At 60.2% G+C, this 24376-nt stretch carries 22 protein-coding genes and 1 tRNA gene; 16 read left to right on the top strand and 7 right to left on the bottom strand.

What is annotated here, in order from left to right; all coding sequences use genetic code 11:
* Positions 1-10 precede the first annotated feature (10 nt).
* Together AC1D13_RS09045 and AC1D13_RS09050 are read left to right on the top strand one after the other, a co-directional pair.
* Positions 11-2062, top strand: coding sequence for an acetyl-CoA carboxylase biotin carboxylase subunit (locus tag AC1D13_RS09045; RefSeq protein WP_457280408.1), 2052 nt, complete (start codon positions 11-13; stop codon positions 2060-2062).
* Positions 2059-2535, top strand: coding sequence for a VOC family protein (locus AC1D13_RS09050; protein WP_477689380.1), 477 nt, complete (start codon positions 2059-2061; stop codon positions 2533-2535). The genes AC1D13_RS09045 and AC1D13_RS09050 overlap by 4 nt, the downstream gene beginning before the upstream one ends.
* A gap of 8 nt (positions 2536-2543) precedes the next feature.
* Here the strand turns inward: AC1D13_RS09050 and rsxB are convergent, their stop codons facing one another.
* A complete protein-coding gene (rsxB, locus tag AC1D13_RS09055; protein ID WP_457280410.1) occupies positions 2544-3233 on the bottom strand; it encodes an electron transport complex subunit RsxB in 690 nt (229 codons plus the stop codon).
* A 74-nt stretch (positions 3234-3307) separates the two neighbouring features.
* The gene (locus AC1D13_RS09060) at positions 3308-4720 is read right to left on the bottom strand and encodes a polyhydroxyalkanoate depolymerase (RefSeq protein ID WP_477665769.1); all 1413 of its coding nucleotides are present in this window, start codon (positions 4718-4720) and stop codon (positions 3308-3310) included.
* A gap of 271 nt (positions 4721-4991) precedes the next feature.
* Here AC1D13_RS09060 and ygiD point away from each other — a divergent pair, with 271 nt between their 5' ends.
* Positions 4992-5846 carry a 4,5-DOPA-extradiol-dioxygenase gene (gene ygiD / locus AC1D13_RS09065; RefSeq protein WP_477665770.1) on the top strand — a complete coding sequence of 285 codons (855 nt, stop codon included), beginning with the start codon at positions 4992-4994 and terminating at the stop codon, positions 5844-5846.
* A gap of 115 nt (positions 5847-5961) precedes the next feature.
* On the opposite strand, the gene AC1D13_RS09070 is transcribed toward ygiD, so the two are convergent.
* Entirely contained in the window at positions 5962-6564 is a 603-nt protein-coding gene (locus AC1D13_RS09070) for a nucleotidyltransferase family protein (RefSeq protein WP_477689381.1), read from the bottom strand.
* A complete protein-coding gene (locus AC1D13_RS09075; protein WP_477665772.1) occupies positions 6548-7744 on the bottom strand; it encodes an amino acid aminotransferase in 1197 nt (398 codons plus the stop codon). The genes AC1D13_RS09070 and AC1D13_RS09075 overlap by 17 nt, the downstream gene beginning before the upstream one ends.
* 219 nt (positions 7745-7963) lie before the next feature.
* On the opposite strand from AC1D13_RS09075, the gene uvrB reads away from it, so the two are divergent.
* The 10 genes from uvrB to AC1D13_RS09125 all read left to right on the top strand — a co-directional run bounded on the left by uvrB (position 7964) and on the right by AC1D13_RS09125 (position 17060).
* On the top strand, positions 7964-10087 hold the full coding sequence (uvrB, locus tag AC1D13_RS09080) for an excinuclease ABC subunit UvrB (protein WP_477689382.1): 2124 nt from the start codon (positions 7964-7966) through the stop codon (positions 10085-10087).
* A gap of 267 nt (positions 10088-10354) precedes the next feature.
* Entirely contained in the window at positions 10355-10891 is a 537-nt protein-coding gene (iscR, locus tag AC1D13_RS09085) for a Fe-S cluster assembly transcriptional regulator IscR (RefSeq protein WP_457280416.1), read from the top strand.
* A gap of 106 nt (positions 10892-10997) precedes the next feature.
* Positions 10998-12215: an IscS subfamily cysteine desulfurase gene (locus AC1D13_RS09090; protein ID WP_457280417.1), complete on the top strand. Its 1218-nt coding sequence runs from the start codon at positions 10998-11000 to the stop codon at positions 12213-12215.
* Between the two features lie 41 nt (positions 12216-12256).
* Positions 12257-12643 (top strand): Fe-S cluster assembly scaffold IscU, encoded by a 387-nt coding sequence (gene iscU, locus AC1D13_RS09095; protein ID WP_092128183.1) that lies wholly within the window; start codon positions 12257-12259, stop codon positions 12641-12643.
* 42 nt (positions 12644-12685) lie between these two features.
* Positions 12686-13009, top strand: coding sequence for an iron-sulfur cluster assembly protein IscA (iscA, locus tag AC1D13_RS09100; protein ID WP_074575253.1), 324 nt, complete (start codon positions 12686-12688; stop codon positions 13007-13009).
* Positions 13010-13085: 76 nt separating this feature from the next.
* Complete coding sequence (gene hscB / locus AC1D13_RS09105; RefSeq protein ID WP_477689383.1) at positions 13086-13604, top strand: Fe-S protein assembly co-chaperone HscB; 519 nt, start codon at positions 13086-13088, stop codon at positions 13602-13604.
* Positions 13605-13905: 301 nt separating this feature from the next.
* On the top strand, positions 13906-15768 hold the full coding sequence (hscA, locus tag AC1D13_RS09110; protein WP_477689384.1) for a Fe-S protein assembly chaperone HscA: 1863 nt from the start codon (positions 13906-13908) through the stop codon (positions 15766-15768).
* Positions 15769-15782: 14 nt separating this feature from the next.
* On the top strand, positions 15783-16121 hold the full coding sequence (fdx, locus tag AC1D13_RS09115; RefSeq protein WP_477689385.1) for an ISC system 2Fe-2S type ferredoxin: 339 nt from the start codon (positions 15783-15785) through the stop codon (positions 16119-16121).
* Positions 16122-16232: 111 nt separating this feature from the next.
* The gene (gene dnaQ / locus AC1D13_RS09120) at positions 16233-16940 is read left to right on the top strand and encodes a DNA polymerase III subunit epsilon (RefSeq protein WP_457280421.1); all 708 of its coding nucleotides are present in this window, start codon (positions 16233-16235) and stop codon (positions 16938-16940) included.
* A 45-nt stretch (positions 16941-16985) separates the two neighbouring features.
* Positions 16986-17060, top strand: a tRNA-Val gene (locus AC1D13_RS09125).
* 106 nt (positions 17061-17166) lie between these two features.
* Here AC1D13_RS09125 and AC1D13_RS09130 read toward each other — a convergent pair.
* From AC1D13_RS09130 to AC1D13_RS09140, 3 genes are all read right to left on the bottom strand, one after another.
* Positions 17167-18849, bottom strand: coding sequence for a PhoH family protein (locus AC1D13_RS09130; RefSeq protein ID WP_457280422.1), 1683 nt, complete (start codon positions 18847-18849; stop codon positions 17167-17169).
* Between the two features lie 178 nt (positions 18850-19027).
* Complete coding sequence (locus tag AC1D13_RS09135; protein WP_457280423.1) at positions 19028-19504, bottom strand: peroxiredoxin; 477 nt, start codon at positions 19502-19504, stop codon at positions 19028-19030.
* Between the two features lie 123 nt (positions 19505-19627).
* Positions 19628-20026, bottom strand: coding sequence for an Mth938-like domain-containing protein (locus AC1D13_RS09140; RefSeq protein ID WP_457280424.1), 399 nt, complete (start codon positions 20024-20026; stop codon positions 19628-19630).
* A gap of 197 nt (positions 20027-20223) precedes the next feature.
* Here AC1D13_RS09140 and AC1D13_RS09145 point away from each other — a divergent pair, with 197 nt between their 5' ends.
* The 3 genes from AC1D13_RS09145 (at position 20224) to thrC (ending at position 24281) form a co-directional block, all read left to right on the top strand.
* Complete coding sequence (locus AC1D13_RS09145; RefSeq protein WP_477665776.1) at positions 20224-21447, top strand: pyridoxal phosphate-dependent aminotransferase; 1224 nt, start codon at positions 20224-20226, stop codon at positions 21445-21447.
* 96 nt (positions 21448-21543) lie between these two features.
* Complete coding sequence (locus AC1D13_RS09150) at positions 21544-22866, top strand: homoserine dehydrogenase (protein WP_457280973.1); 1323 nt, start codon at positions 21544-21546, stop codon at positions 22864-22866.
* Positions 22866-24281, top strand: coding sequence for a threonine synthase (thrC, locus tag AC1D13_RS09155; protein WP_457280426.1), 1416 nt, complete (start codon positions 22866-22868; stop codon positions 24279-24281). Before AC1D13_RS09150 ends, thrC begins: the two co-directional genes overlap by 1 nt.
* Positions 24282-24376: the final 95 nt, after the last annotated feature.

Here is a 24376-nt window from a genome sequence, read left to right on the forward strand (position 1 = left end):
AGGCTCAATGATGTTTAAAAAAATACTGATCGCAAATCGAGGTGAGATCGCCTGCCGGGTCATCAAGACAGCCCGCAAGATGGGTATCCAGACCGTTGCCGTCTATTCTGACGCCGACAAGGACGCGCGCCATGTCGAACTGGCGGACGAAGCCGTCAACATCGGCCCCGCGCCCAGCCGTGACAGTTATCTGCAGGCCGACAAGATCATCGCGGCCTGTAAGCAGACCGGCGCGCAGGCGGTGCACCCCGGCTACGGCTTCCTGAGCGAGAACGCGGGCTTTGCCAAGCGGGTCGAGGAAGAGGGCATCATCTTTATCGGTCCCAAGCACTATTCGATTGCCGCCATGGGCGACAAGATCGAATCGAAAAAGCTGGCCGGTGCGGCGGGTGTGAATTGCATTCCCGGCGTGAACGATGCGATTGAAACGGCCGAGAAGGCGGTGGAGATTGCCAAGGGCATCGGTTACCCGGTGATGATCAAGGCCTCGGCCGGCGGCGGGGGCAAGGGCTTGCGGGTGGCCTTTAACGACAAGGAAGCATTCGAAGGTTTCACGAGCTGCCGCAATGAAGCGAGGAACAGCTTTGGCGACGACCGCGTCTTTATCGAGAAATTTGTCGAGGAACCTCGCCATATCGAGATTCAGCTGCTGGGTGACAGCCACGGCAATGTGATTTACCTGAACGAACGCGAGTGCTCCATCCAGCGGCGCCACCAAAAGGTGATTGAAGAGGCGCCGTCGCCTTTCATCAGCGACGCGACGCGCAAGGCCATGGGCGAACAGGCGGTGGCCTTGGCCAAGGCCGTGAAGTACCAGAGCGCTGGCACGGTGGAGTTTGTGGTCGGCAAGGACCAGAGCTTTTACTTCCTCGAAATGAACACCCGCCTGCAGGTGGAGCACCCGGTGACGGAATGCATCACGGGGCTGGACCTGGTGGAGCTGATGATTCGCGTGGCGGCTGGCGAGAAACTACCGATTGCGCAGAAGGATGTGCAGCGTAGCGGCTGGGCGATTGAGTGCCGTATCAACGCCGAAGACCCGTTCCGCAGCTTTTTGCCTTCCACCGGACGGCTGGTGCGCTTTCAGCCGCCCAAGGAGACCATGTTTGCGGCCGACATCTCGCAGCTGTACGGTGTGCGTGTTGACACCGGCGTGCAGGATGGCGGCGAGATCCCGATGTTTTATGACTCGATGATTGCCAAGCTCATCGTGCACGGCAAGGATCGCAAGGAGGCGATTGCCAAGATGCGTGAGGCGCTTAATGGTTTTGTGATCCGCGGCATCTCCAGCAACATTCCTTTCCAGGCGGCCTTGCTGGCGCATCCGAAATTTGTGGCGGGTGACTTCAACACGGGCTTTATTGCCGAGAACTACAGCAAAGGCTTTCATGCCGAAGACGTGCCGCATGACGATCCTTCGTTCCTGCTGGCGTTGGCTGCTTACGTCAATCGCCGCATGCTGGGCCGTGCCGCCGGCATCAGCGGACAGCTGCCGGGCCATGGCGTGACGGTGGGGGAAGAGTTCGTTGTGGTGAGCCTGGGCGCTGCGGGGCAGAACACGCAGCACCCTGTAACGGTGCGAAATTATCAAGCCCAATCGGGCTCCGGCACAGTAGATACGGGCGCCGGTAGCTATGAAATTTGTAGCAACTGGCATCTGGGCGGCGCGCGCATACGCGGCACGGTGAATGGGCAGCCTTTCGCCGCGCAGGTGGAGCGCGGTGTGGGCCGCAACCCGCTGGCCATCCGCATTGCGCACAACGGCACACGGCTGGATGCGCTGGTGCTGTCGCCGCGCGCGGCGCAGCTGCATGCGCTCATGCCCTACAAGGCGCCGCCGGACATGAGCCGCTATGTGCTCTCGCCCATGCCGGGCTTGCTGGTGGATGTGGCCGTGCAGGTGGGTCAGAAAGTGCAGGCCGGTGAGCGCGTGGCCGTGATTGAGGCGATGAAGATGGAGAACGTGCTGTTTGCCGTAGCCGACGGCGTGGTCGGCAAGGTGCTGGCGGCCAAGGGCGAATCGCTCAGCGTGGACCAGCCGATTGTGGAGTTCCAGGCATGAGTGCCACTCGACCCTTCAAAGTGCTGGGCATCCAGCAGATCGCCATCGGTGCCACCAGCAAAGACCGGCTGCGCACGCTGTGGGTCGACATGCTGGGCCTGGAAGTCACCGGCAACTTTGTCAGCGAACGTGAAAACGTCGATGAAGACATCTGCGCGATCGGCAGCGGCCCGTTCAAGGTCGAAGTTGACCTGATGCAGCCACTGGATGTGGACAAGAAACCCGCGGTGCACACCACGCCGCTCAACCACGTGGGCCTGTGGATAGACGACCTGCCCAAAGCCGTCGATTGGCTGACAGCCAAGGGTGTGCGCTTTGCACCCGGCGGCATTCGCAAGGGCGCAGCGGGTTTTGACATCTGTTTCCTGCACCCCAAGGCTAACGATGAGTTTCCTGTTTCGGGTGAAGGTGTACTGATTGAATTGGTGCAGGCACCGCCCGAGGTGATCAAGGCTTTCTCTGCCCTGGGCTGAGGGGCTGCTCAGTCTTTTTTGCCGCTTTTTTCGCGCTGCACACGGGCCCGGGCCAGGGCGGCCTCAATCACCATGCGCTTGCGGTCCGCCACGGCGGGGTCGCCCTCGGGGCGTGCAGCTGAAGCTGGTAGCGGGGCCTGTGGCGGGTTTTTCGCTTTCCCTGCGCCTTTGTCCTCCGGGCTTGTGCTGTTCCTGTACCGGTTCTGATGGAATTCATAACGGGCTCTGGCGGTGTCGGCCTCTTGCGGAGACCATGCCGTCCAGCCCGTGCGCTCGCCGGTGACGTTTTCCAGGCTGATGCAGTCGACAGGGCAGACCGGTATGCACAGCTCACAGCCTGTGCACCAGGGCTCGATGACGGTGTGCATCATCTTGTTGCTGCCCATGATGGCGTCGGTCGGACAGGCCTTGATGCACAAGGTGCAGCCTATGCACCAGTCTTCATCGATGAAGGCGACAGCACGTGGGCCTTCGGTACCGTTGGCGGGATTGAGCGGCTGAACGGGCTGACCGGTGATGGCCGACAGCCGCTGCACGCCTTCGGCGCCGCCTGGCGGGCATTGGTTGATGGGGGCCTGACCTGTTGCAATGGCCGTGGCATACGCCGCGCAGTCAGGATAGCCGCAGCGGGTGCACTGGGTTTGGGGCAGTGCGGCGTTGATGCGCTCGAAAAGGCTGGAGTCGGGGGGGGAGGTCACCCGCCTATTGTCCTACCAGTCATGGCCCGCTCTGCCTGCGCTCTACCTTCGCGACTCCGGCCTTGCCGCCGCCCTCAAGCCTTCTTGCTGCGTGCTGCTTTTTTTGCCGCCGGCTTTGCTGCGGCCTTCGGGGCGGCTTTGGCGGCAGGCTTTGCTGCTGCGGTGCGCACCGGTTTTGCTATCGTTTTGGTAGCTGCTGGCGCACGCTTGGATTGGGTTGGAGCCCGATTGTTCTCAAGAATGAAGGCCTTGACCTGCGGGTAGACAATCTCGCGCCAGCGGCGGCCGCTGAAAATCCCGTAGTGGCCCGCGCCCTTGACTTCCAGGTGCTTTTGCAGTGCCTTGGGGATGTTGTGGCAAAGACCGTGTGCTGCCTCGGTCTGGCCAGAGCCCGAGATATCGTCCAGCTCGCCTTCGACCGTGAAGTGGGCTGTGGTCTTGATGTCTTCGGGCCGCACACGCTCAATTTGGCCATCCACGCCCTTGACGTCCCAGGTGCCGTTGACCAGCTTGAATTCCTGGAACACCGTCTTGATGGTGTCAAGGTAGTAGTCGGCGTCCATGTCGAGCACGGCGTTGTACTCGTCGTAGAACTTGCGGTGCGCCTCGGCACTGGCGTCATCACCTTTGAGCAGGTCCTTGAAGTAGTCGTAGTGGCTGCTGGCGTGGCGGTCGGGGTTCATCGCGACGAAGCCGGTGTGCTGCAAAAAGCCGGGGTAGACGCGGCGGCCTGCGCCCGGAAAGTTGCTCGGCACGCGGTAAATCACATTGTTTTCAAACCACTCGTAGCTCTTGTTCATGGCCAGGTTGTTCACGGCCGTAGGCGATTTTCGGGCATCGATCGGGCCGCCCATCATGGTCATGCTCAAGGGCGTCGTTTCGCCTCGGGAGGCCATCAGCGACACGGCAGCGAGCACCGGCACAGTGGGCTGGCAAACGCTGATGACGTGGCAATTGCCGTAAATACCCTGGAGGTGGCGAATGAACTCCTGGACGTAGTTGACGTAGTCGTCCAGGTTGAATGAACCTTCAGAAAGCGGCACGGTGCGCGCATTTTTCCAGTCGGTGATGTAGACCTTGTGGTCTTTGAGCATGGTCTTGACCGTGTCCCGGAGCAAGGTTGCATAGTGGCCCGACAGCGGCGCCACGATCAGCACGGCGGGCTCGCCCTTCAGGCCTGTCAGCGTGGCGGGATCGTCGGTGAAGCGCTTGAAGCGGCGCAGCTCGCAAAAGGGCTTGTCGATTTCCACGCGTTCGTGGATGCTGACCTCGGTGCCGTTGACATCCACCGTCCGGATGTCAAAAGCCGGTTTTTCGTAGTCTTTGCCCAATCGGTAAATCAGGCTGTAGCCGGCGGCTACGCGTTGTGCAAACGGGTTTTGGCCCATGGGCGACAGGGGATTGCCGTAGAGCTTTGCAGCGGCTTGCGCAAAGTCGACAAAGGGCTCCATCAAGGTGCGTTGGGCTTCATAGACTTGGTACAGCATCGGGGTCGACCTTGGGGTTAGGGTTACTTCGGTAAATCGTAATATGTTGCAGTGCAATATAACAGGGGGTTGCCGCACTGATTTGAGGATAACCACCAATACCGGGCGGTTTTCACACTGTTGACGCCAAAAGCACCACGATGGTGCCAGCCTGGCTTGCGGACCGATAAACCGCTACCACCTGCGGAATTGAAAGAACACTTACCATTCTGCCTGCAGCCGGTGGTTTTTGCCCGCCCTGAAGCTGCAGCCCTTCAACAGGAAAAACAACATGCTTCCCCCGATTGACGTCTCCGCACTGGAGCAGCTGGCCTCCCTGAAGAAATCAGACCGGATGCCGGTGCTTTTTGTGGGCCACGGCAGCCCGATGAATGCCATCGGCGACAACGAGTACCGGCGCAGCTGGCAGGCGCTGGGCGCCGAGTTTGGGTCGAAATTCCCCAGGCCGCAGCTGATTCTGTGCGTTTCCGCCCATTGGCTGACCGAAGGCTGGTGGCTGACGGCCATGGACAAGCCCAAAACCATCCACGACTTTGGCGGCTTTCCGCAGGAGCTCTTCGACCAGCAATACCCCGCGCCCGGCGACACCGCGGCGGCGCAGGTGATCAGCCAGTTGGTCAGGCAGCGCGCATCGGCGCCGCTCGGCCTCGACGAAGGCGAGTGGGGACTGGACCACGGTGCCTGGTCGGTGCTCAAGCCCATGTTTCCGGATGCGGACATCCCGGTCATCCAGCTCAGCATGGATTACAGCCGGGCTCCCGACGAGCACTATGCGCTGGCAAAGCAGCTGAAGGCGTTGCGGGATCGCGGCGTGCTGATCGTGGCCAGCGGCAATATCGTGCACAACCTGCGCCAGATGCAGCGCGGGGCCGCGGGTAACCAGGCCTACGACTGGGCGCTGGAGTTTGACCAGACGATCGGTGGTTATCTGCAGCAGGGCAATCTGGATGCGCTGCAGAATTTCCAGAAGCTGGGCCAGGTGGCGAAGATGGCGCACCCCACCCACGAGCACTACCTTCCGCTGCTGTATACGGCGGGCGCGGTTGACGCGAAGGAGCCAATACGGTTTTTCAACACCAGCTTCCAGGCTGGCTCCATTTCCATGCGGTCAGTAATTTGGGGATGAATCCAGATAGCTTTTTGTGCTATTGAATTGATAGCTGCTTGCGCTTGTCAGTCATGGTCTGCAGCCGTTTTTTTTTGAAGAGCCTGGCTTTTGCCACTGCCGTGCTGGGGGCCGGTCAGGCCACTTGCGGATGGATAACCTGCAGCCAGCTCCAGCGATCCTGATAAGCCTTCGCCTTTTTCTCGAACAGCGGCAGGTGGTTGCACAGCAGGTTGGGGCTGAGCTTGCCCTGGTACAACTGCGCCAGGCCGTTGGGCGCATAAAGCTCTACATCCGTCCGCTCCGCAGTATTTGCCCTTAAGCCGACACACGTACAGCTCACCGGAAACCGGTCGATGCCATCGCGGGAGCTTTGCAGGGCGGGGTAGGGGAAGCCGAAATACTCCTGATACCAGGTATGGACCCTGGCCTGGTTTTTGGCTTCCACCACAATGCCCCGGCCCGCAAAGCAGGCGCTGACACGTTCATTGACGGCTGCTTCGCCTGCGCCTGAAAGGTCGGCAGGGTCAAAGTAAAACAGGTCGTAGTCTTTGATGTGGGCTTCGGGTGGCTGGCCCGCGTGCAGGTTCCAGATTGTCTGGAAGAGGCATCCCGCCACCAGCCATGCGTCGGGCAGTCCCAGCGCAGGCAGGTGTTCCAGAATGAACCGGTTGTGGCGGTTTTTCAGCGCGTCCCGGATGAATTCATCCGGGAGTACGGCCTCAGACGACCTTGGCAATCGACGCGCAGACGTAGTCGATGTTCTTGCTGTTCAGGGCGGCCACGCACATGCGGCCGGTGTCGGTGCCGTAAACGCCGAATTCATTGCGCAGGCGCACCATCTGGTCCTTGCTGAGGCCCGAGTAGCTGAACATGCCGATCTGGGCGGTGATGAAGCTCATGTCCTGCTTGACGCCGGCGGCCTTCAGGCCGTCCACGAGCTTTTGGCGCATGGCCTTGATGCGCACACGCATTTCGCTCAGCTCTTGCTCCCATTGGGTGCGCAGCGCGGGGGTATTGAGCACCGTGGCCACCACCATGCCGCCATGGATCTGCGGGTTGCTGTAGTTGGTGCGAATGACCAGCTTGAGCTGCGACAGCACGCGGTCGGCTTCGTCCTTGGATTCGCACAGCACCGACAGGGCACCCACGCGTTCGCCGTAGAGGCTGAAGCTCTTGGAAAAGGACGTCGACACGAAAAAGCTCAGGCCGGCAGCCACAAATTTACCGATGACGGCGCCGTCTTCCGCAATGCCGTGGCCAAAGCCCTGGTAGGCCATGTCGAGGAAAGGCGTGAGCTTTCGCGCCTTGACGGCCGCGATCACCTGGTCCCACTGGGCCGCGGTGATGTCGTAGCCCGTCGGGTTGTGGCAGCAGGCGTGCAGCACGACGATGGTGCCTTCGGCGGCTGCATTGAGGGCGGCGAGCATGCCGTCGAAGTTGACGCCGCGCTTGGCTGCGTCATAGTAAGGATAGCTTTCAACCACGAAACCGGCCTGGCTGAAAAGCGCGCGGTGGTTTTCCCAGCTTGGGTCGGAAATCAGCACCTTGGCATTGGGGCTGAGCTTTTTGAGGAAGTCGGCGCCGATCTTCAGGCCGCCCGTGCCGCCAATGCCCTGTGCAGTGGCTACTCGGCCGCTTTTGACAGGTTCGCTGTCGACGCCGAAAACCAGGCCCTTGACGGCCGCATCGTAGGCGGCGATACCGTCAATTGGCAGGTAGCCGCGCGCCTTGGGAGACTCCATCATGAGTTTTTCTGCCGCCTGTACGCATTGCAGCAGGGGGAGCTTGCCGTTGTCGTCGTAGTACACGCCCACGCCCAGGTTGACCTTTGCAGGATTGGTATCGGCATTGAACTGCTCGTTCAGGCCCAGGATGGGGTCACGCGGGGCCATTTCGACAGCGGTAAACAAAGACATGAAATATCCTCAGAGAAGTGAAAAGAAGGCGAAAGCGACGATAGGGGGTTCAGGTCACGGATTTAGGTCACAAGCTGACCGGAAAAAAGGCTACAAGAGGTGTCAAAAGCGATGGCGGGGGCAACTACAAGGCGAATGGGGATTGCAATTTCCATTTTCGGCCGAATGTCGTATTCTGTTTGGTTGCCCTGAATTTTAACGGGGCCTGATCGAGGTTTTATGCCAGAAGCTATGGAAGTCATAACTGATTCAGTCAACACCGACCCCGCTGTGGGCCAGTTCGTCCGTTTCCCGGATTCGCCGTTCGAGCTGTTCCAGCCTTACCCGCCTGCAGGCGACCAGCCGACGGCGATTGACCAGCTGGTCGAAGGGATCAACGACGGCGAGGTGTTCCAGACCCTGCTGGGCGTGACCGGCTCCGGCAAGACCTTCACCATGGCCAATGTGATTGCCCGCCTGGGCCGGCCGGCCATCGTGTTTGCGCCCAACAAGACGCTGGCCGCGCAGCTTTACAGTGAGTTCCGCGAGTTCTTCCCAAAAAACGCGGTCGAGTATTTCGTCAGTTACTACGACTACTACCAGCCTGAAGCCTATGTGCCGCAGCGCGATCTTTTCATCGAGAAAGACTCGGCCATCAACGAGCACATCGAGCAGATGCGCCTGTCGGCCACCAAGAGCGTGCTGGAGCGGCGCGACACCATCATCGTCGGTACGGTCAGCGCTATTTACGGCATAGGTGCGCCTGAGGATTACACACAGATGCGGTTCATTGCGCGCATCGGCGACAAGATGGGCCAGCGCGACGTGATCGCCAGGCTGATCCGCATGCAGTACACGCGCAACGAGCAGGACTTCGCGCGCGGCACGTTCCGGGTGCGCGGGGACGTGATCGACATTTTCCCGGCCGAGCATTCCGAGCTGGCCATACGCATCGAGCTGTTCGACGACGAGATCGAGTCGCTGCAGTTGTTTGACCCACTGACAGGCCGCATACGCCAGAAAATCCCGCGCTTTGTGGTCTACCCCAAGAGCCACTACGTCACGCCGCGCGACAAGGTCATGACGGCGGTGGAGACCATCAAGCTGGAGCTGTCCGAGCGGGTGGCCCAGTTCGTCGCCGACGGCAAACTGGTGGAAGCCCAGCGCATCGAGCAGCGCACCCGGTTCGACCTGGAGATGCTCAGTGAAATCGGCCACTGCAAGGGCATTGAGAACTACACCCGCCACCTGAGCGGTTCGCCGGCGGGATCACCCCCTTCGACGCTGTGCGATTACCTGCCCAAGGATGCCGTGATGTTTCTCGACGAGAGCCACGTCATGATCGGTCAGCTCAACGCCATGTACAACGGCGACCGCGCACGCAAAACCACGTTGGTGGAATACGGTTTTCGCCTGCCGAGCGCGCTGGACAACCGGCCGCTCAAGTTCGAGGAGTTTGAAGCCAAGATGCGGCAGGCCGTTTTTGTCTCGGCCACGCCAGCGAATTATGAGAAAGAGCACGCAGGCAAGGTGGTGGAGCAGGTGGTCAGGCCCACCGGGCTGGTGGATCCGCAGGTGGAAGTGAGGCCGGCTACCCATCAGGTCGACGACGTGCTGCAGGAAATCCGCATCCGGGTCGAGAAGAATGAACGGGTGCTGATCACCACGCTGACCAAACGCATGGCCGAACAGCTGACGGATTATCTGAGCGACAACGGTGTGAAGGTGCGCTACCTGCACAGCGATGTGGACACGGTCGAGCGGGTAGAAATCCTGCGTGACCTGCGGCTGGGCGCGTTTGACGTGTTGGTGGGTATCAACCTGCTGCGTGAGGGGCTCGATATCCCGGAGGTGTCGCTGGTGGCCATTCTGGACGCCGACAAGGAAGGCTTTTTGCGCGCCGAGCGCAGCCTGATCCAGACGATTGGCCGCGCGGCCCGAAACCTGAACGGCCGTGCGATTTTGTATGCAGACCGCATCACCGACTCCATGAAAAAAGCCATGGATGAAACCGAACGCCGGCGTAACAAGCAGATTGCCTTCAACCTGGAGCACGGCATCACGCCGCGCAGCGTGGTCAAACGCATCAGGGACCTGATCGATGGTGTCTACAGCGAGAAATCCGGCAAGGAAGCCGAAAAGATCGAGATGCAGAAGGCATTGGTGGAAGACATGAGCGAGAAGGACATCGCCCGCGAGATCAAGCGGCTGGAAAAGCAGATGATCGAACACGCCAAGAATCTCGAGTTCGAAAAAGCCGCGCGGGTACGGGACCAGTTGCACATCCTCAAGGAGCAGGCTTTTGGCGCGCCTGGCACCGATAATGTCGTACCGCTAAGCGCCGCAGGCCAAACCCGCGCCTAGGCCGATCGACCCGACCACTCACTTTGTGCACGGATATGGTGCATAAAGTGAGTCGAGCTACGGGTTAGCCCTCATGTTTTGAGCACCCTCAGCGGGAAAAACCCTGCTCGTGTTATACTTGACGAAAACAGTCAAGAACAATATCAGAACAACAAAAAAGCCCCCGCGATACCGGTTGACTGACCTGGGCGGCTGGAGGAAGAGTTCCCTGTAAGTCACAAGCTTTCAGGGTGAAAACGACAGTCAAGCCATTTAAAGGAGCTTGTTATGCGCCTCACGACCAAAGGCCGCTTTGCGGTCACCGCGATGATTGATTTGGGATTGCGTCAGAACAACGGCCCGGTCACGTTGGCCGCCATCAGCCAGCGCCAGCAGATTTCCCTGTCCTACCTCGAACAGCTGTTCGGCAAACTGCGCCGTCACGAACTGGTGGAATCCACCCGTGGTCCCGGCGGCGGTTATACGCTGGGCCGCAAGGCTTCCGAGATCACCGTGGCTGACATCATCGTGTCGGTGGACGAGCCGATCGACGCCACCCAGTGTGGCGGTAAGGAAAACTGCCTGGGCGAAGGCGGCCGCTGCATGACGCACGAGCTGTGGGCTTCACTGAACAGCCGCATGGTGGAGTTCCTGGACTCCGTGACCCTGCAAAAACTGGTGGAAGACCAGCTCGCCAAGGGCGTGGTGATCGAGAATACCCCGCAGGTGAAAAAAGCCATTTTCACAGCGCCGGTTGTCAAGCCGATCCGCGTGAATGCACCGAACTCGGTCTTCGCACTGGGCAATGCATTTTCCAAATCCTGATGGAGCGATGCCGGGCGTCTGCCCGGCACCATCCTTTTGTGAACCGACTGCATTGACTTCATTGATCGCGCTGCCAGCCAGCCTGTGAATTTAAAGAGCTAGCCACATGGACACCCCACACTTTCCCATCTACATGGACTACAGTGCCACGAACCCCTGCGATCCGCGGGTGGTGGACGCCATGATTCCCTGGTTGCGCGAGCACTTCGGCAACCCCGCGTCCCGCAGCCACGCCTGGGGCTGGGAAGCGGAAGCCGCTGTCGAGAAGGCACGCGAACAAATTGCCGACCTGATTGGCGCCGATCCGCGCGAGATCGTCTGGACCAGCGGCGCGACCGAGTCCAACAATTTGGCCCTGAAGGGTGCGGCTCATTTCTACAAGACCAAGGGCAAGCACATCATCACGGTCAAGACCGAGCACAAGGCTGTGCTGGACACCTGCCGCGAACTGGAACGCCAGGGTTTTGAAGTGACCTACATGGACGTGCAAGCCGACGGCCTGCTCGACCTGGAGGCGCTCAAGGCCGCTATCCGCCCCGACACGATTCTGGTCAGCGTCATGTTCGTCAACAACGAAATCGGCGTGATCCAGGACATCCCGGCCATTGGCGCCCTGTGCCGTGAAAAAGGCATCATCTTCCACGTGGATGCCGCGCAGGCAACCGGCCGTGTTGACATCGATCTTGCCACCTTGCCGGTCGACCTGATGAGCCTGACCTCGCACAAGACCTATGGCCCCAAGGGCATTGGTGCCCTGTACGTGCGCCGCAAACCGCGTGTACGCCTGGAAGCGCAAATGCACGGCGGTGGCCATGAGCGCGGCATGCGTTCGGGTACTTTGCCCACGCACCAGTGCGTCGGCATGGGCGAGGCCTACCGCATTGCCAAGGCCGAGATGCACGAAGAGAACAAGCGCATCCTTGCCTTGCATGAGCGCATGCTCAACGGGCTCAAGGACGTGGAAGAAGTGTTCCTCAATGGCCACGCCGACAAGCGCGTGCCGCACAACCTGAACATGAGCTTCAACTTCGTCGAAGGCGAATCGCTGATCATGGGCATCAAGGGTCTGGCCGTGTCCAGCGGCTCGGCTTGCACATCGGCCAGCCTGGAGCCCAGCTATGTGCTGCGCGCCCTGGGCCGCAGCGACGAACTGGCGCACAGCAGCCTTCGCATGACGATTGGCCGCTGGAGCACCGAGGAAGAAATCGACTACGCGGTCGCCACCATCAAGGAAAACGTGGCCAAACTGCGCGAACTCTCCCCCCTGTGGGAGATGTTCAAGGATGGTGTTGATTTATCCACCATCCAGTGGGCCGCCCATTAAGGCGAGCCCGCAATTCAAGACAGCTTAAAGAGGTAAACAAAATGGCATACAGCGAAAAAGTGGTAGACCACTATGAAAACCCCCGCAACGTCGGCTCCTTTGAAAAGGGCGACGAAACGGTAGGCACCGGCATGGTCGGCGCGCCTGCTTGCGGCGACGTGATGAAGCTGCAGATCAAGGTCAACCCGGTGACGGGCGTGATTGAAGATGCACGTTTCAAGACCTACGGCTGCGGCTCCGCGATTGCGTCAAGCTCGCTGGTGACCGAGTGGGTCAAGGGCAAGACGCTGGACGAAGCGGCAAGCATCAAGAACAGCGCGATTGCTGAAGAGCTGGCCCTGCCGCCTGTGAAGATTCACTGCTCCATCCTGGCGGAAGACGCCATCAAGGCCGCCGTGAACGATTACAAGCAAAAGCACACGCACTGATCAATCGCATTGCCCGTCACCTGTTTCCTTCGAGTGATTTAAATGTCCGTTACCCTGACTGATGCCGCCGCCCGCCACGTGACCCGCTACATGACCAAACGCGGCAAGGGTGTGGGCGTTCGCCTTGGCGTGAAGACCACCGGCTGCTCCGGCCTGGCTTACAAGCTGGAGTACGCCGACGAGATCGCACCGGAAGATGTCGTGTTTGAAGACAACGGCGTCAAGGTGCTGGTCGACCCTAAAAGCATGGCTTACATCGATGGCACCAAGCTCGACTTTGTGCGCGAAGGCCTGAACGAAGGCTTCAAGTTCATCAACCCCAACGAACGTGACCGTTGCGGCTGTGGCGAAAGCTTCCGGGTTTGACGGGCGAGCGGTCGAACGCGTGCTGCACCCTTATCAAAGCCGCCTCCACTGATTGTGCTGGCGGCTTTTTCTCGGCATGAATCTCCAATCCAACGACTTCGAGCTTTTCGGTGTTCCCCAGCGCTTCGCGCAGGATCGCGCGGCGCTTGACGCGCGCTGGAAGGATTTGCAGCGCGAAGCGCATCCTGACAAATTCGCGGCTAAGGGTACGGCCGCCCAGCGTGTGGCCATGCAGTGGTCGGTGCGCATCAACGAGGCCTACCAGCGGCTGAAAGACCCGCTCAAGCGGGCGAGCTATTTGTGTGAGCTGAACGGTGCGCCCATTAACGCCGAAAACAATACCACGATGCCGCACGACTTCCTGATGCAGCAGATGCAGTGGCGCGAAGCGCTCGACGATGCCGAAACAACTGAAGATTTTGAAGAAATAGCCTCCCAAGCCACAGTTGACGCGCGCAAGCAGCTATCAAAGATAGAGCAACTGCTGGACGTGGACAAGGACTTTCCTGCCGCAGCCCAGCAGGTCAGAAGCCTTATGTTTATTGAGCGCTTTGCCAGTGAGGTTGATGCACGCATCGACCAGCTGGGACAATAGGAACCTGTTCAATGTCTTTTTGGAGTCGCACAAGTACCTTTTCGGGATGGGATGCAAGGCGCGGTGCACCGCCAATAGCTGGGCTATTGGCAAGCGCCGCAACGCCGCAGACCGCCCGACAAGGCACTTGCCCGAAGGGTTGGAGTGAAATCGGGCGATTGGACACCCCGGCCGCTTGCATGGGCATCAGCCCATGCGGCGCATCCGAGGTATCCACTCATCCCGATTGCACTCCAATGCGATCTCCAAAAAGACATTGAACAGGTTCCAAGGCATTACAGAAAAAGTACGACAACCGCGCATGGCACTCCTGCAAATTTCCGAACCCGGCCAGACGCCCGACCCGCACCAGCGACGCATCGCGGTGGGGATTGACCTGGGGACCACACATTCGCTGGTCGCCAGCGTGCGCAGTGGCGTATCCGAATGCCTGCCCGACGAGCAGGGGCGGGTGCTGCTGCCCAGCGTGGTGCGCTACCTTGAGGACGACAAGCGCCAGATCGGCTATGAAGCCCTGGCCGCGCAGGTGGAAGATCCGCGCAACACCATTTCTTCTGTCAAGCGTCTGATGGGCCGCGGCATTGACGACATCGGCAGCCGCGCTCAGTTGCCATACGAGTTGAACGACAAGCCGGGCATGGTCACGCTGCAGACTGTCGCCGGCGAGAAAAGCCCGGTCGAGATCAGCGCGGAGATTCTGGCCACGTTGCGTTACCGCGCCGAAGACACTTTTAATGACGATATTTATGGCGCCGTAATCACGGTGCCGGCCTACTTTGACGACGCCCAGCGCCAGGCAACCAAAGATGCGGCGCAACTGGCCGGCTTGAACGTGTTGCGCCTCCTCAATGAGCCCACGGCCGCCGCGATTGCGTATGGATTGGACAACAGCAGCGAAGGCGTCTACGCCGTCTATGACCTGGGTGGCGGCACCTTTGACATTTCCATCCTGCGCCTCACGCAAGGTGTCTTCGAAGTCGTGGCGACCGGTGGCGATTCCGCATTGGGCGGTGATGACTACGACCGTGCGCTTGTCGACTGGGTGCTGGCCAAGGCCGGGCTTGCGGCGGACACGCTCACGCCGTCCGATAAGGCGGCCTTGCAGCGTACCGCCCGGAACTGCAAGGAGGCGTTGTCGTCTGCGGACCCCGTGCCTTTTTCGGTGCAACTGGCTAAAGCCCTCGTCAATTTCGAAATGAAAGCGGAAGATTTTGAAACTGCTACCGCCCACCTGACACAGCGCACGCTGGCGGCCGTCCGCAAGGCGTTGCGCGATGCCAAACTGGCCAAAGAAGACATCCAGGGCGCGGTGCTGGTTGGGGGTTCCACCCGCATGCCGCAGGTGCGCAAGGCGGTTGCCAGCTTCTTCGGGCGCGAGCCGCTGGTCAACCTCAACCCCGATGAAGTGGTAGCGCTGGGCGCGGCCATTTCAGCCAACCAACTGGCCGGTAACAACATGGGCGCAGACCTGTTGCTGCTCGACGTGATCCCGCTGTCGCTGGGCATCGAGACCATGGGCGGGCTGGTCGAGCGCATCGTGCCGCGCAACCAGACCATCCCCACGGCCATGGCACAGGACTTCACCACCTACCAGGACGGCCAGACCGCCCTGGCGCTGCATGTGGTGCAGGGCGAACGCGACCTGGTGGCCGACTGCCGCAGCCTGGCCCGCTTCGAGCTGCGCGGCATTCCGCCCATGGTGGCGGGCGCTGCCCGCATCCGCGTGACGTTTACCGTCGATGCCGACGGGCTGCTCAGTGTGAATGCGAAAGAACAGGTCAGCGGCGTTGAGGCACGCATCGACGTGAAGCCTTCCTACGGCCTGTCGGACGACGATATTGCGCGCATGCTGCAAGACAGCTTTTCAACCGCGCAGCAAGACATGCAGGCCCGTGCCCTGGCCGAAGCCCAGGTCGATGCCGACCGCATGATTCTGGCCACACAAAGCGCCCTGGCAGCGGATGCCGACCTGCTGAGTCCCAATGAACGGGCGCAGATCGACAGCCTGATCGTCGGCCTCGCCGACACGCGTGCCCACGGTGATGCGGCCGCAATCGAAGCGGCCACCCAGGCGCTGGCCAAAGGCACCGAAGGCTTTGCCGCCCAGCGCATGAACCGGGGCATCAAGCAAGCCCTCGCCGGTAAAAACATCGAGGCGGTCTGAACCGACTGACAACCATGCCCATCATCAAAATACTGCCTCATCCCGAATACTGCCCACAGGGCGCTGAAATCAGTGCGCCGGCCGGCACCTCGATTTGCGAAGCCCTGCTCGACAACAAGATCAACATCGAGCACGCCTGCGACCTCAGCTGCGCCTGCACAACCTGCCACATCATTGTGCGCGAAGGTTTCAATTCGCTGAATGAGCTCGACGAGAGCGAAGAAGACCTGCTGGACCGCGCCTGGGGCCTGGAACCCAATTCACGGCTGAGTTGCCAGGCCTTCCTGGCCCAGTCGGATGTGACGGTGGAGATACCCAAATACTCCATCAATCACGCAAAGGAAAATCATTAGCCCCCACGCTTGCCACTGCGTGTGCTGCGCTGCCCCCCGAGGGGGCGCATTTTTCCTAGGGGCGGCCCGGCGGAAAAACATCCACTGACCCAGCACAGCGATAATCCAGCCATGCGCCAAATCGTTCTTGACACCGAAACCACCGGTCTTTCCGCTGAAAACGGCGACCGCATCATCGAAATCGGTTGCGTCGAACTGGTAGCCCGCAAGCTCACCGGCAACAACCGCCACTTCTACCTGAACCCCGAACGCGACAGCCACGAGGACGCGCTCAAGGTTCACGGCATCAGCAACGAGTTCCTGAAAGACAAACCCAAGTTCTCGGCCGTGGCCAATGAACTGCTGGAGTACCTGCAGGACGCCGAGATCATCATCCACAACGCGCCTTTTGACGTGAGCTTCCTCAACAAGGAACTCGAACTCATCGGCAAGCCGCCCATCAAGCATTGCGTGGCCAAGGTCACCGACAGCCTGATGATGGCCAAGGAGCTGTTCCCGGGCAAACGCAACTCGCTGGACGCCTTGTGCGACCGGCTGGAAGTCGACAATTCGGGCCGGACCTTGCACGGCGCCTTGCTGGACGCTGAACTGCTGGCCGATGTCTACATCAATCTGACCCGTGGCCAGAATGCGCTGGTGATGGACGTTGGGGACAGCGCCCGGGAAGGCGATAGTGACGTGCCCCAGATGGATCTCAGCGCCTTTGACCTGCCGCTGCTCGCAGCCAACGACCAGGAGATCGCCGACCATGAAAAGCTGCTGGTGGATATTGACAAGGCCAGCAAGGGTAAAACGGTTTGGCGTGTTTTGGCGGCGTAAACAATAAAGCCATCGAAACAGCATATAATCTTAGGCTGACCAATAGGGCGGTTAGCTCAGGGGTAGAGCACTGCATTCACACTGCAGGGGTCGCAAGTTCGAAACTTGCACCGCCCACCAGAATTTGAAGAACAAAAAAGGCCAAGTCTTGCGACTTGGCCTTTTTTCATTTCGGCGCCGTAAACACCGATAGGCGCCAATAAGCGCCGCTTTTTTGCCGTCGTGCTTAGAGCACTTCGCTCGCGAAATCAGCCAGCCGCGAACGTTCGCCACGCGCCAGCGTGATGTGTCCGCCGTGCGGCCAGCCCTTGAAGCGGTCGACGGCAAAAGTCATGCCCGATGAGCCTTCAGTCAGGTACGGTGTGTCAATCTGCGCCAGGTTGCCCATGCAGATGATCTTGGTTCCGGGACCGGCCCGCGTGATCAGCGTTTTCATCTGTTTGGGCGTCAGGTTTTGCGCTTCGTCGATGATGACGTACTTGTTCAGGAAGGTACGGCCGCGCATGAAATTCATGCTTTTCACCTTGATGCGCGAGCGGATCAGTTCGTTGGTGGCGGCGCGGCCCCATTCGCCCGAGCCGCTGTCGGTCTTGCCCAATACTTCCAGGTTGTCGTCCAGTGCGCCCATCCAGGGGCCCATTTTTTCCTCTTCGGTACCCGGCAGGAAACCGATGTCTTCGCCAACGCTCACCGTGGCGCGCGTCATGATGATCTCGGTGTAGCGACGGTCATCCAGCACCTGCGTGAGGCCGCTGGCCAGTGCCATCAGCGTCTTGCCAGTGCCTGCCGTGCCGGCTAGCGTGACGAAGTCCACTTCGGGGTCCATCAGCAGGTTCATCGCGAAATTTTGCTCGCGGTTGCGCGTGGTGACGCCCCAGACGGCGTTTTTGAGGTGGTTGTAGTCCTTCAGGGTCTTCAGAACGGCGGTTTTGGCCCGAATTTCCGTCACGCGGGCATACAGCGGGGGTTCGCCGGGGGCTTCAAAAAAAACAAACTGATTGATCAGCAGGCTACCCACGATGGGGCCCGTGATGCGGTAGAAGGTGTGGCTGCCTTGCTGCCAGCTTTCGACGGTTTTGCTCTGGCGCGTCCAGAAGTCAGCCGGCAGGGCCAGCGAGCCCGAATACAGCAGGTCGCCATCTTCCAGGGTTTTGTCGTTCTGGTAGTCGTCTGTGGCCAGGCCCAGGGCGCGGGCCTTGACGCGCATGTTGATGTCCTTGGACACCAGAACCACCTCGCGCGGCGCGTATTCCTTGCGCAAGGCCTCGACCACGCCCAGGATCTGGTTGTCGGCCTTGCCCTGCGGCAGGCTCATGGGCAGGGTGTAATCCAGCGGTTTGGTCTGGAAAAACAGGCAGCCACCAGCTTCAGGGTGGCCGGTGGTGTCCAGTTTCAGGCCTTTGGCAATGTCAGCGCCCTGGGTGCCTGCCAGCGCGTCCAGCGTCCGGCTGGTCTGGCGGGCGTTGCGCGCCACCTCGGTCATGCCCTTTTTGTGGCCGTCGAGCTCTTCAAGCACGATCATGGGCAGGAAGATGTCGTGCTCCTCAAACCGGAACAGGCACATTGGGTCGTGCATCAACACATTGGTGTCGAGCACGAACAATTTGGTGGGGCCGGTGCGCTTGGCCTTTTTGGGCTTGGCAGCCGGCTGCGGCAGTGGAATGCTCTCTTTTTTATAGCTGCTTGCGCTCGTCCTTGAAGGGTTGGCAGGCTCTTTTCCTTGAAACGCTGACGGATGCTGGCTGCCATCCCCTGCTGCGCGGCTGTCAAACAGGTCCATCACCGGGGGTTTCTGGGCGGATTCGGCACTTTCCGTCTTGCGTGCTTTGGAGGGCGAGCGGGCGGGCGCGTCAAGCGCGTCGGGGGAGAGCAGGGCGGCACGTTTGGTCGGGGCGGGGGGCAGGGGCATAGTGCTTAAAACTCTCTAAAAAAGAAGGGTTCCAGAAGCGAAAAAGCCGCCTTGAAACCAGGGCGGCTTGTTCTTTTGGCGCAGTTGCGAAGGTCAACAGCATGAGTTCATTATGCACAACTCGCGTGACAGGGCAATCCTTTGCAATTCTTTGTTGCTAACTGGCGTCAGGGCTGTTTCAGGCAGCCTTTTTGAGCGCCTTGACGGCCTTGAGCACGTCGTCCACGTGGCCGGGCACCTTCAGGCCGCGCCACTCTTCTTTCAGCTGACCGTCGGCGCCCACCAGGAAGGTGCTGCGCTCGATGCCCTTGACCTTCTTGCCGTACATGATCTTGTTTTTGACCACACCGAACATGTGGCACATTTTTTCTTCGGTGTCCGCAATCAGTTCGAACGGGAGTTCAAGCTTGGACTTGAACTCGTCGTGGGACTTCATATTGTCGCGGGACACGCCGAACACGGTTGCGCCGGCCTTGACGAAGTCCTTGTAGCGATCACGGAACTGCATGGCTTCCGTGGTGCAACCCGGTGTGTTGTCCTTGGGATAGAAGTACAGCACAACGACTTTGCCGAGGTGGGATGTGTTGGAAACCTTGATGCCGCTTGTGGCGATCGCTTCAAATTCGGGGAGTGGTTTATTGACGACGACTGCCATACTGAGTAGACCCTGACGAAAGTAGTTGTAATTAGCCGCGCCTTTTGGCAACCGGCCCGGGACGTGAGTCCTGGATGTGGTGCCAAGTGCAACCCTAGATTTTACCCTGAAAGAGAGGGCATTTCAGCCTTCTGTTCCTTCTGTTTCAATCAGCAGGGCAGCAATTACCTGCCGGCCTTCTCCCGCGAGGATGTTGTAGGTGCGGCATGCCGCCAATGTGTCCATGGTCTCAATGCCGATGCGGCGCTCCATCAGCGTGCGCAGGAAGGCCGGAGGCGGAAAGCGCAACCGGGAGCCGCTGCCAAAAATCACGAGTTCAGGCTGCGTCGCGGAAAGCAGGGTGAAATGCTCTGCCGTGAGTTGCTCAAAACGCGTGCAGTTCCAGTCAAACTTCTCGCCCCTTGAGCCAATCACGATGCTGTGTTCGATTTTCTCCGCGACACCATTGCTTCCCAGGCCGACCCAGCCTGGACCGTAGCCAAGGATGGACTGAACATCGAGACGGTCTGGCTGAAGTTTCATACGGGATTATTTGGGCGTTTCGATGGTGCGGAGGGCGCCGATGCACGGGGCGGTTTGACGGGTTTTAGAGGCGAAAACCCTCTTTTATGTGGTCAAATTATAGATTCCGCCCGAATTTCCCGCCGCAGTGCTGACGCTTCTTCCCCGTTGCCAGCATGGTGGGCCCCGAGGCCTTGCCCACATACCGATAAAACCGCATGAAACCGATCACCAAATCTGCCAAGCTGGCCAATGTCCTTTATGACATCCGCGGTCCGATCATGGATGCCGCCAAGCAGATGGAAGAAGAAGGCCAAAAGCTCATCAAGCTCAATATTGGCAATCTGGCGGTGTTTGGTTTTGATGCGCCCGAAGAAGTCCAGCAGGACATGATCCGCAACCTGCCTGCCTCGGCCGGTTATTCGGACAGCAAGGGCATTTTCGCGGCGCGCAAGGCCGTGATGCACGAAACCCAGAAGCAGGGCATCAAGGGCGTGACGCTGGACGACATTTACCTCGGTAACGGCGCGAGCGAACTGATCTCGATGGCCACCAACGCATTGCTCGACGACGGCGACGAGCTGCTGCTGCCGGCGCCAGACTACCCGCTGTGGACGGCTTCCACCAGCCTCTCGGGCGGCACGCCGGTGCATTACCGGTGTGATGAAAGCAATGGCTGGATGCCCAATCTGGATGATATCCGCGCCAGGATCACACCCAAAACCAAAGCCATTGCGGTCATCAACCCCAACAACCCGACGGGCGCGCTGTACTCCGACGAACTGCTCAAAGGCATCATCGACATCGCACGCGAGCACGGTCTGGTCATTCTCGCGGACGAGGTTTATGACAAGGTGCTGTACGACGGTGTGAAGCACACGGCCATCGCCAGCCTGTCGACTGACGTGCTCACGGTGACCTTCAATTCGCTTTCCAAGAGCTACCGCTCATGTGGCTACCGCGCCGGCTGGATGGTGGTGTCCGGCCCCAAGAAGCAGGCGCAGGACTACATCGAAGGCCTGAACATGCTGGCCAACATGAAACTGTGCTCCAACGTGCCCGGCCAGTGGGCCATCCAGACTGCGCTGGGCGGCTACCAGAGCATCAACGACCTGACCTGCGAAGGCGGGCGCTTGCGCCGCCAGCGCGACCTGGCCTATGAGCTGATCACCGCCATTCCGGGCGTGAGCTGCGTCAAGCCCAGCGCTGCGCTCTACATGTTTCCCCGTCTCGATCCCAAGGTCTACCCAATCAAGGACGATCGCCAGTTTTTCCTGGAGCTCCTCAAGGAGACCAAGGTCATGCTGGTACAGGGCACGGGATTTAACTGGCCCGAGCCGGACCACTTTCGCATCGTCTTCCTGCCGCATGAGGAAGACCTGCGCGAAGCCATTGGCCGCATTGCGAAGTTCCTCGAGAACTACCGCAACAACCGAACTTGACCCTGCATTCGGCCCCATTCCTCTTCCTCGCTCTTTTGAGGGCAGGACTCCAAATCAACGTAAAGCAAGACCTCAGCGACTATGAAACCGACGAATTTGAGCCCGATCCGGGTAGGCCTTCTGGGCATTGGCACCGTGGGTAGCGGCACCTACAACGTACTACAGCGCAACCAGGAAGAAATCCGCCGCCGCGCCGGCCGCGGCATTGAGATCACCATGGTGGCCGACCTCGACGTGGCGCGCGCGAAGGCCGCAGTCGGCCCCGGTGTGCAGGTCGTGGACGACGCCCGCAAGGTCGTGGCCAGCCCTGACGTCGACATCGTGATCGAACTGATAGGCGGCTATGGCATCGCCAAACAACTGGTGCTTGAAGCCATCGAAGCCGGCAAGCACGTGGTCACCGCCAACAAGGCGCTGCTGGCTGTGCACGGCACCGAGATTTTTGCAGCGGCTCACCGCAAGGGCGTGATGGTCGCGTTTGAAGCGGCCGTGGCCGGCGGCATCCCCATCATCAAGGCCTTACGCGAAGGCCTCACCGCCAACAGCATCCAGTGGATCGCCGGCATCATCAACGGCACCACCAACTTCATCCTGTCCGAGATGCGCGACAAGGGCCTGGACTTCGACGTCGTGCTGAAAGAAGCACAGCGCCTGGGTTACGCCGAAGCCGACCCCACCTTCGACATCGAAGGCGTGGACGCCGGCCACAAGGTCACGCTGATGTCGGCGATCGCCTTCGGCATCCCGGTGCAGTTCGACAAGGCTTACGTCGAAGGCATCACTGGCCTGGCCGCACAAGACATTCGCTATGCCGAACAACTCGGTTACCGCATCAAGCTGCTGGGCATCACCAAGCGCGCCGCCAATGGCATCGAGCTGCGTGTGCACCCGAGCCTGGTGCCGGCCAAGCGCCTGATCGCCAATGTTGAAGGCGCGATGAACGCCGTGGTGGTGCAGGGCGACGCCGTCGGCACCACGTTGTACTACGGCAAGGGCGCGGGCAGCGAGCCCACCGCCAGCGCCGTGATCGCCGACCTTGTGGACATCGCCCGTCTGCACACCGCAGATCCCGAGCACCGCGTGCCGCACCTGGCCTTCCAGCCCGATGCGATGAGCGACCTGCCTGTGGTGCTCATGTCCGAAGTCGTCACCAGCTACTACCTGCGCCTCAAAGTCGCAGACCAGGCCGGTGTACTGGCCAAGGTCACCGGCATCCTGGCCGGCACGGGCATCAGCATTGACGCCGTGCTGCAGCGCGAAGCCGATGAAGTGGGCGGCGTGGGTTCCACGCACACCGACCTCATCATCCTCACGCATGAGTGCGTGGAAGCGAAGATGAACGAAGCCCTGGCGCAAATGCAGGCGCTGCCTACGGTGCTGGCGCCCATCACGCGCATCCGCAAGGAGGAGCTGGCCTGATGCTGTACATCTCCACCCGCGGCCACGCCGAACGCAAGCGTTTTTGTGAAATCCTGCTCGAAGGCCTGGCGCCCGACGGTGGCCTCTACTTGCCCGAGCAATATCCGCAGGTGGATGCTGCCACGCTGCAGAAGTGGCGTGGCCTGCCTTACGCTGAACTGGCGTTCGAGGTTCTTTCGCTCTACGTCGACGACATTCCCGCCGTCGACCTCAAGGCTATCTGCAACAAGACCTACACCGAAGAGGTGTTCGGCACAAAAGCCATCGTCCCGCTGAAAAAGCTTGAAGACGGCCTTTACCTCGAAGCCCTCTCCAACGGCCCCACGTTGGCCTTCAAGGACATGGCCATGCAGCTGCTGGGCAACCTGTTCGAATACGAACTGGCACGCCGCGGTGAAGAGCTCAACATCCTGGGCGCCACCAGCGGCGACACCGGCAGCGCGGCCGAATACGCCATGCGCGGCAAAAAGGGCGTGCGCGTCTTCATGACTTCGCCCAACGGCCGCATGAGCCCCTTCCAGCAGGCGCAGATGTTCAGCCTGCAGGACGAGAACATCCACAACATCGCCGTCGACGGTGTGTTTGACGACTGCCAGGACATCGTCAAGGCCGTGTCCAACGACCTGGCCTTCAAGCGCCAGTACAAGATCGGCACGGTCAACTCCATCAACTGGGCGAGGCTGATGGCTCAGGTGGTCTACTACTTTGCAGGCTATTTCCAGGCCACGAGCAACAACACCGAGAAGGTCAACTTCACGGTCCCCTCCGGCAACTTCGGCAATGTCTGCGCCGGCCACGTCGCCCGCATGATGGGCCTGCCCATCGCCAAGCTGGTGGTGGCCACCAACGAAAACGATGTGCTCGACGAGTTCTTCCGCACTGGCGTGTACCGCGTGCGCAGCAGTGCCGACACACACGAAACTTCCAGCCCTTCCATGGACATTTCCAAGGCCTCGAACTTCGAGCGCTTTGTGTTTGACCTGCTGGGCCGTGACGGCGGCAAGACGAAGGCGCTTTTCCATGACCAGCTGGGCAGCCAGGGCTACTTTGACCTGAGCGCGGAGGCAGCCTTCAAGTCGGCCGCGCAGCGCTACGGTTTTGTGAGCGGCAAGAGCACCCATGCCGACCGGCTGGCCACCATCCGCGACACCTACAAGCGCTTTGGCACCATGATCGACACCCACACCGCCGACGGCGTGAAGGTGGCGCGCGAGCAGTTGCAACCCAGTGTGCCCATGATCGTGCTGGAGACTGCGCTTCCCATCAAGTTCGCGGCGACCATTGAAGAAGCCCTGGGCCAATTGCCCACGCGGCCGGCGAAGTTCGAAGGCATTGAGGCCTTGCCGAAACGCGTCAAGGTGCTGCCGGCCGATGCAGCTGTGATCAAACGCTACATTGCCGACAATGTGCATTAAATCGGGCTGTAGCCCATATCTGACTTGCGCAAGCAGCTATATTTTTAATAGCGGCCTGGGCGTCTTCCGGCCTTTCTTTCTGTGAGAGCGACATC

The organism is Polaromonas sp. P1_E12, from assembly GCF_056405975.1.

Excerpts from the sequence above, each read along its gene's own strand:
- AC1D13_RS09045 (WP_457280408.1), top strand. The coding sequence starts at position 11 with ATGTTTAAAAAAATACTGATCGCAAATCGAGGTGAGATCGCCTGCCGG.
- AC1D13_RS09050 (WP_477689380.1), top strand. The coding sequence starts at position 2,059 with ATGAGTGCCACTCGACCCTTCAAAGTGCTGGGCATCCAGCAGATCGCC.
- AC1D13_RS09060 (WP_477665769.1), bottom strand. The coding sequence starts at position 4,720 with ATGCTGTACCAAGTCTATGAAGCCCAACGCACCTTGATGGAGCCCTTT.
- ygiD (WP_477665770.1), top strand. The coding sequence starts at position 4,992 with ATGCTTCCCCCGATTGACGTCTCCGCACTGGAGCAGCTGGCCTCCCTG.
- AC1D13_RS09075 (WP_477665772.1), bottom strand. The coding sequence starts at position 7,744 with ATGTCTTTGTTTACCGCTGTCGAAATGGCCCCGCGTGACCCCATCCTG.
- uvrB (WP_477689382.1), top strand. The coding sequence starts at position 7,964 with ATGCCAGAAGCTATGGAAGTCATAACTGATTCAGTCAACACCGACCCC.
- iscR (WP_457280416.1), top strand. The coding sequence starts at position 10,355 with ATGCGCCTCACGACCAAAGGCCGCTTTGCGGTCACCGCGATGATTGAT.
- AC1D13_RS09090 (WP_457280417.1), top strand. The coding sequence starts at position 10,998 with ATGGACACCCCACACTTTCCCATCTACATGGACTACAGTGCCACGAAC.
- iscU (WP_092128183.1), top strand. The coding sequence starts at position 12,257 with ATGGCATACAGCGAAAAAGTGGTAGACCACTATGAAAACCCCCGCAAC.
- iscA (WP_074575253.1), top strand. The coding sequence starts at position 12,686 with ATGTCCGTTACCCTGACTGATGCCGCCGCCCGCCACGTGACCCGCTAC.
- hscB (WP_477689383.1), top strand. The coding sequence starts at position 13,086 with ATGAATCTCCAATCCAACGACTTCGAGCTTTTCGGTGTTCCCCAGCGC.
- hscA (WP_477689384.1), top strand. The coding sequence starts at position 13,906 with ATGGCACTCCTGCAAATTTCCGAACCCGGCCAGACGCCCGACCCGCAC.
- fdx (WP_477689385.1), top strand. The coding sequence starts at position 15,783 with ATGCCCATCATCAAAATACTGCCTCATCCCGAATACTGCCCACAGGGC.
- dnaQ (WP_457280421.1), top strand. The coding sequence starts at position 16,233 with ATGCGCCAAATCGTTCTTGACACCGAAACCACCGGTCTTTCCGCTGAA.
- AC1D13_RS09130 (WP_457280422.1), bottom strand. The coding sequence starts at position 18,849 with ATGCCCCTGCCCCCCGCCCCGACCAAACGTGCCGCCCTGCTCTCCCCC.
- AC1D13_RS09135 (WP_457280423.1), bottom strand. The coding sequence starts at position 19,504 with ATGGCAGTCGTCGTCAATAAACCACTCCCCGAATTTGAAGCGATCGCC.
- AC1D13_RS09140 (WP_457280424.1), bottom strand. The coding sequence starts at position 20,026 with ATGAAACTTCAGCCAGACCGTCTCGATGTTCAGTCCATCCTTGGCTAC.
- AC1D13_RS09145 (WP_477665776.1), top strand. The coding sequence starts at position 20,224 with ATGAAACCGATCACCAAATCTGCCAAGCTGGCCAATGTCCTTTATGAC.
- thrC (WP_457280426.1), top strand. The coding sequence starts at position 22,866 with ATGCTGTACATCTCCACCCGCGGCCACGCCGAACGCAAGCGTTTTTGT.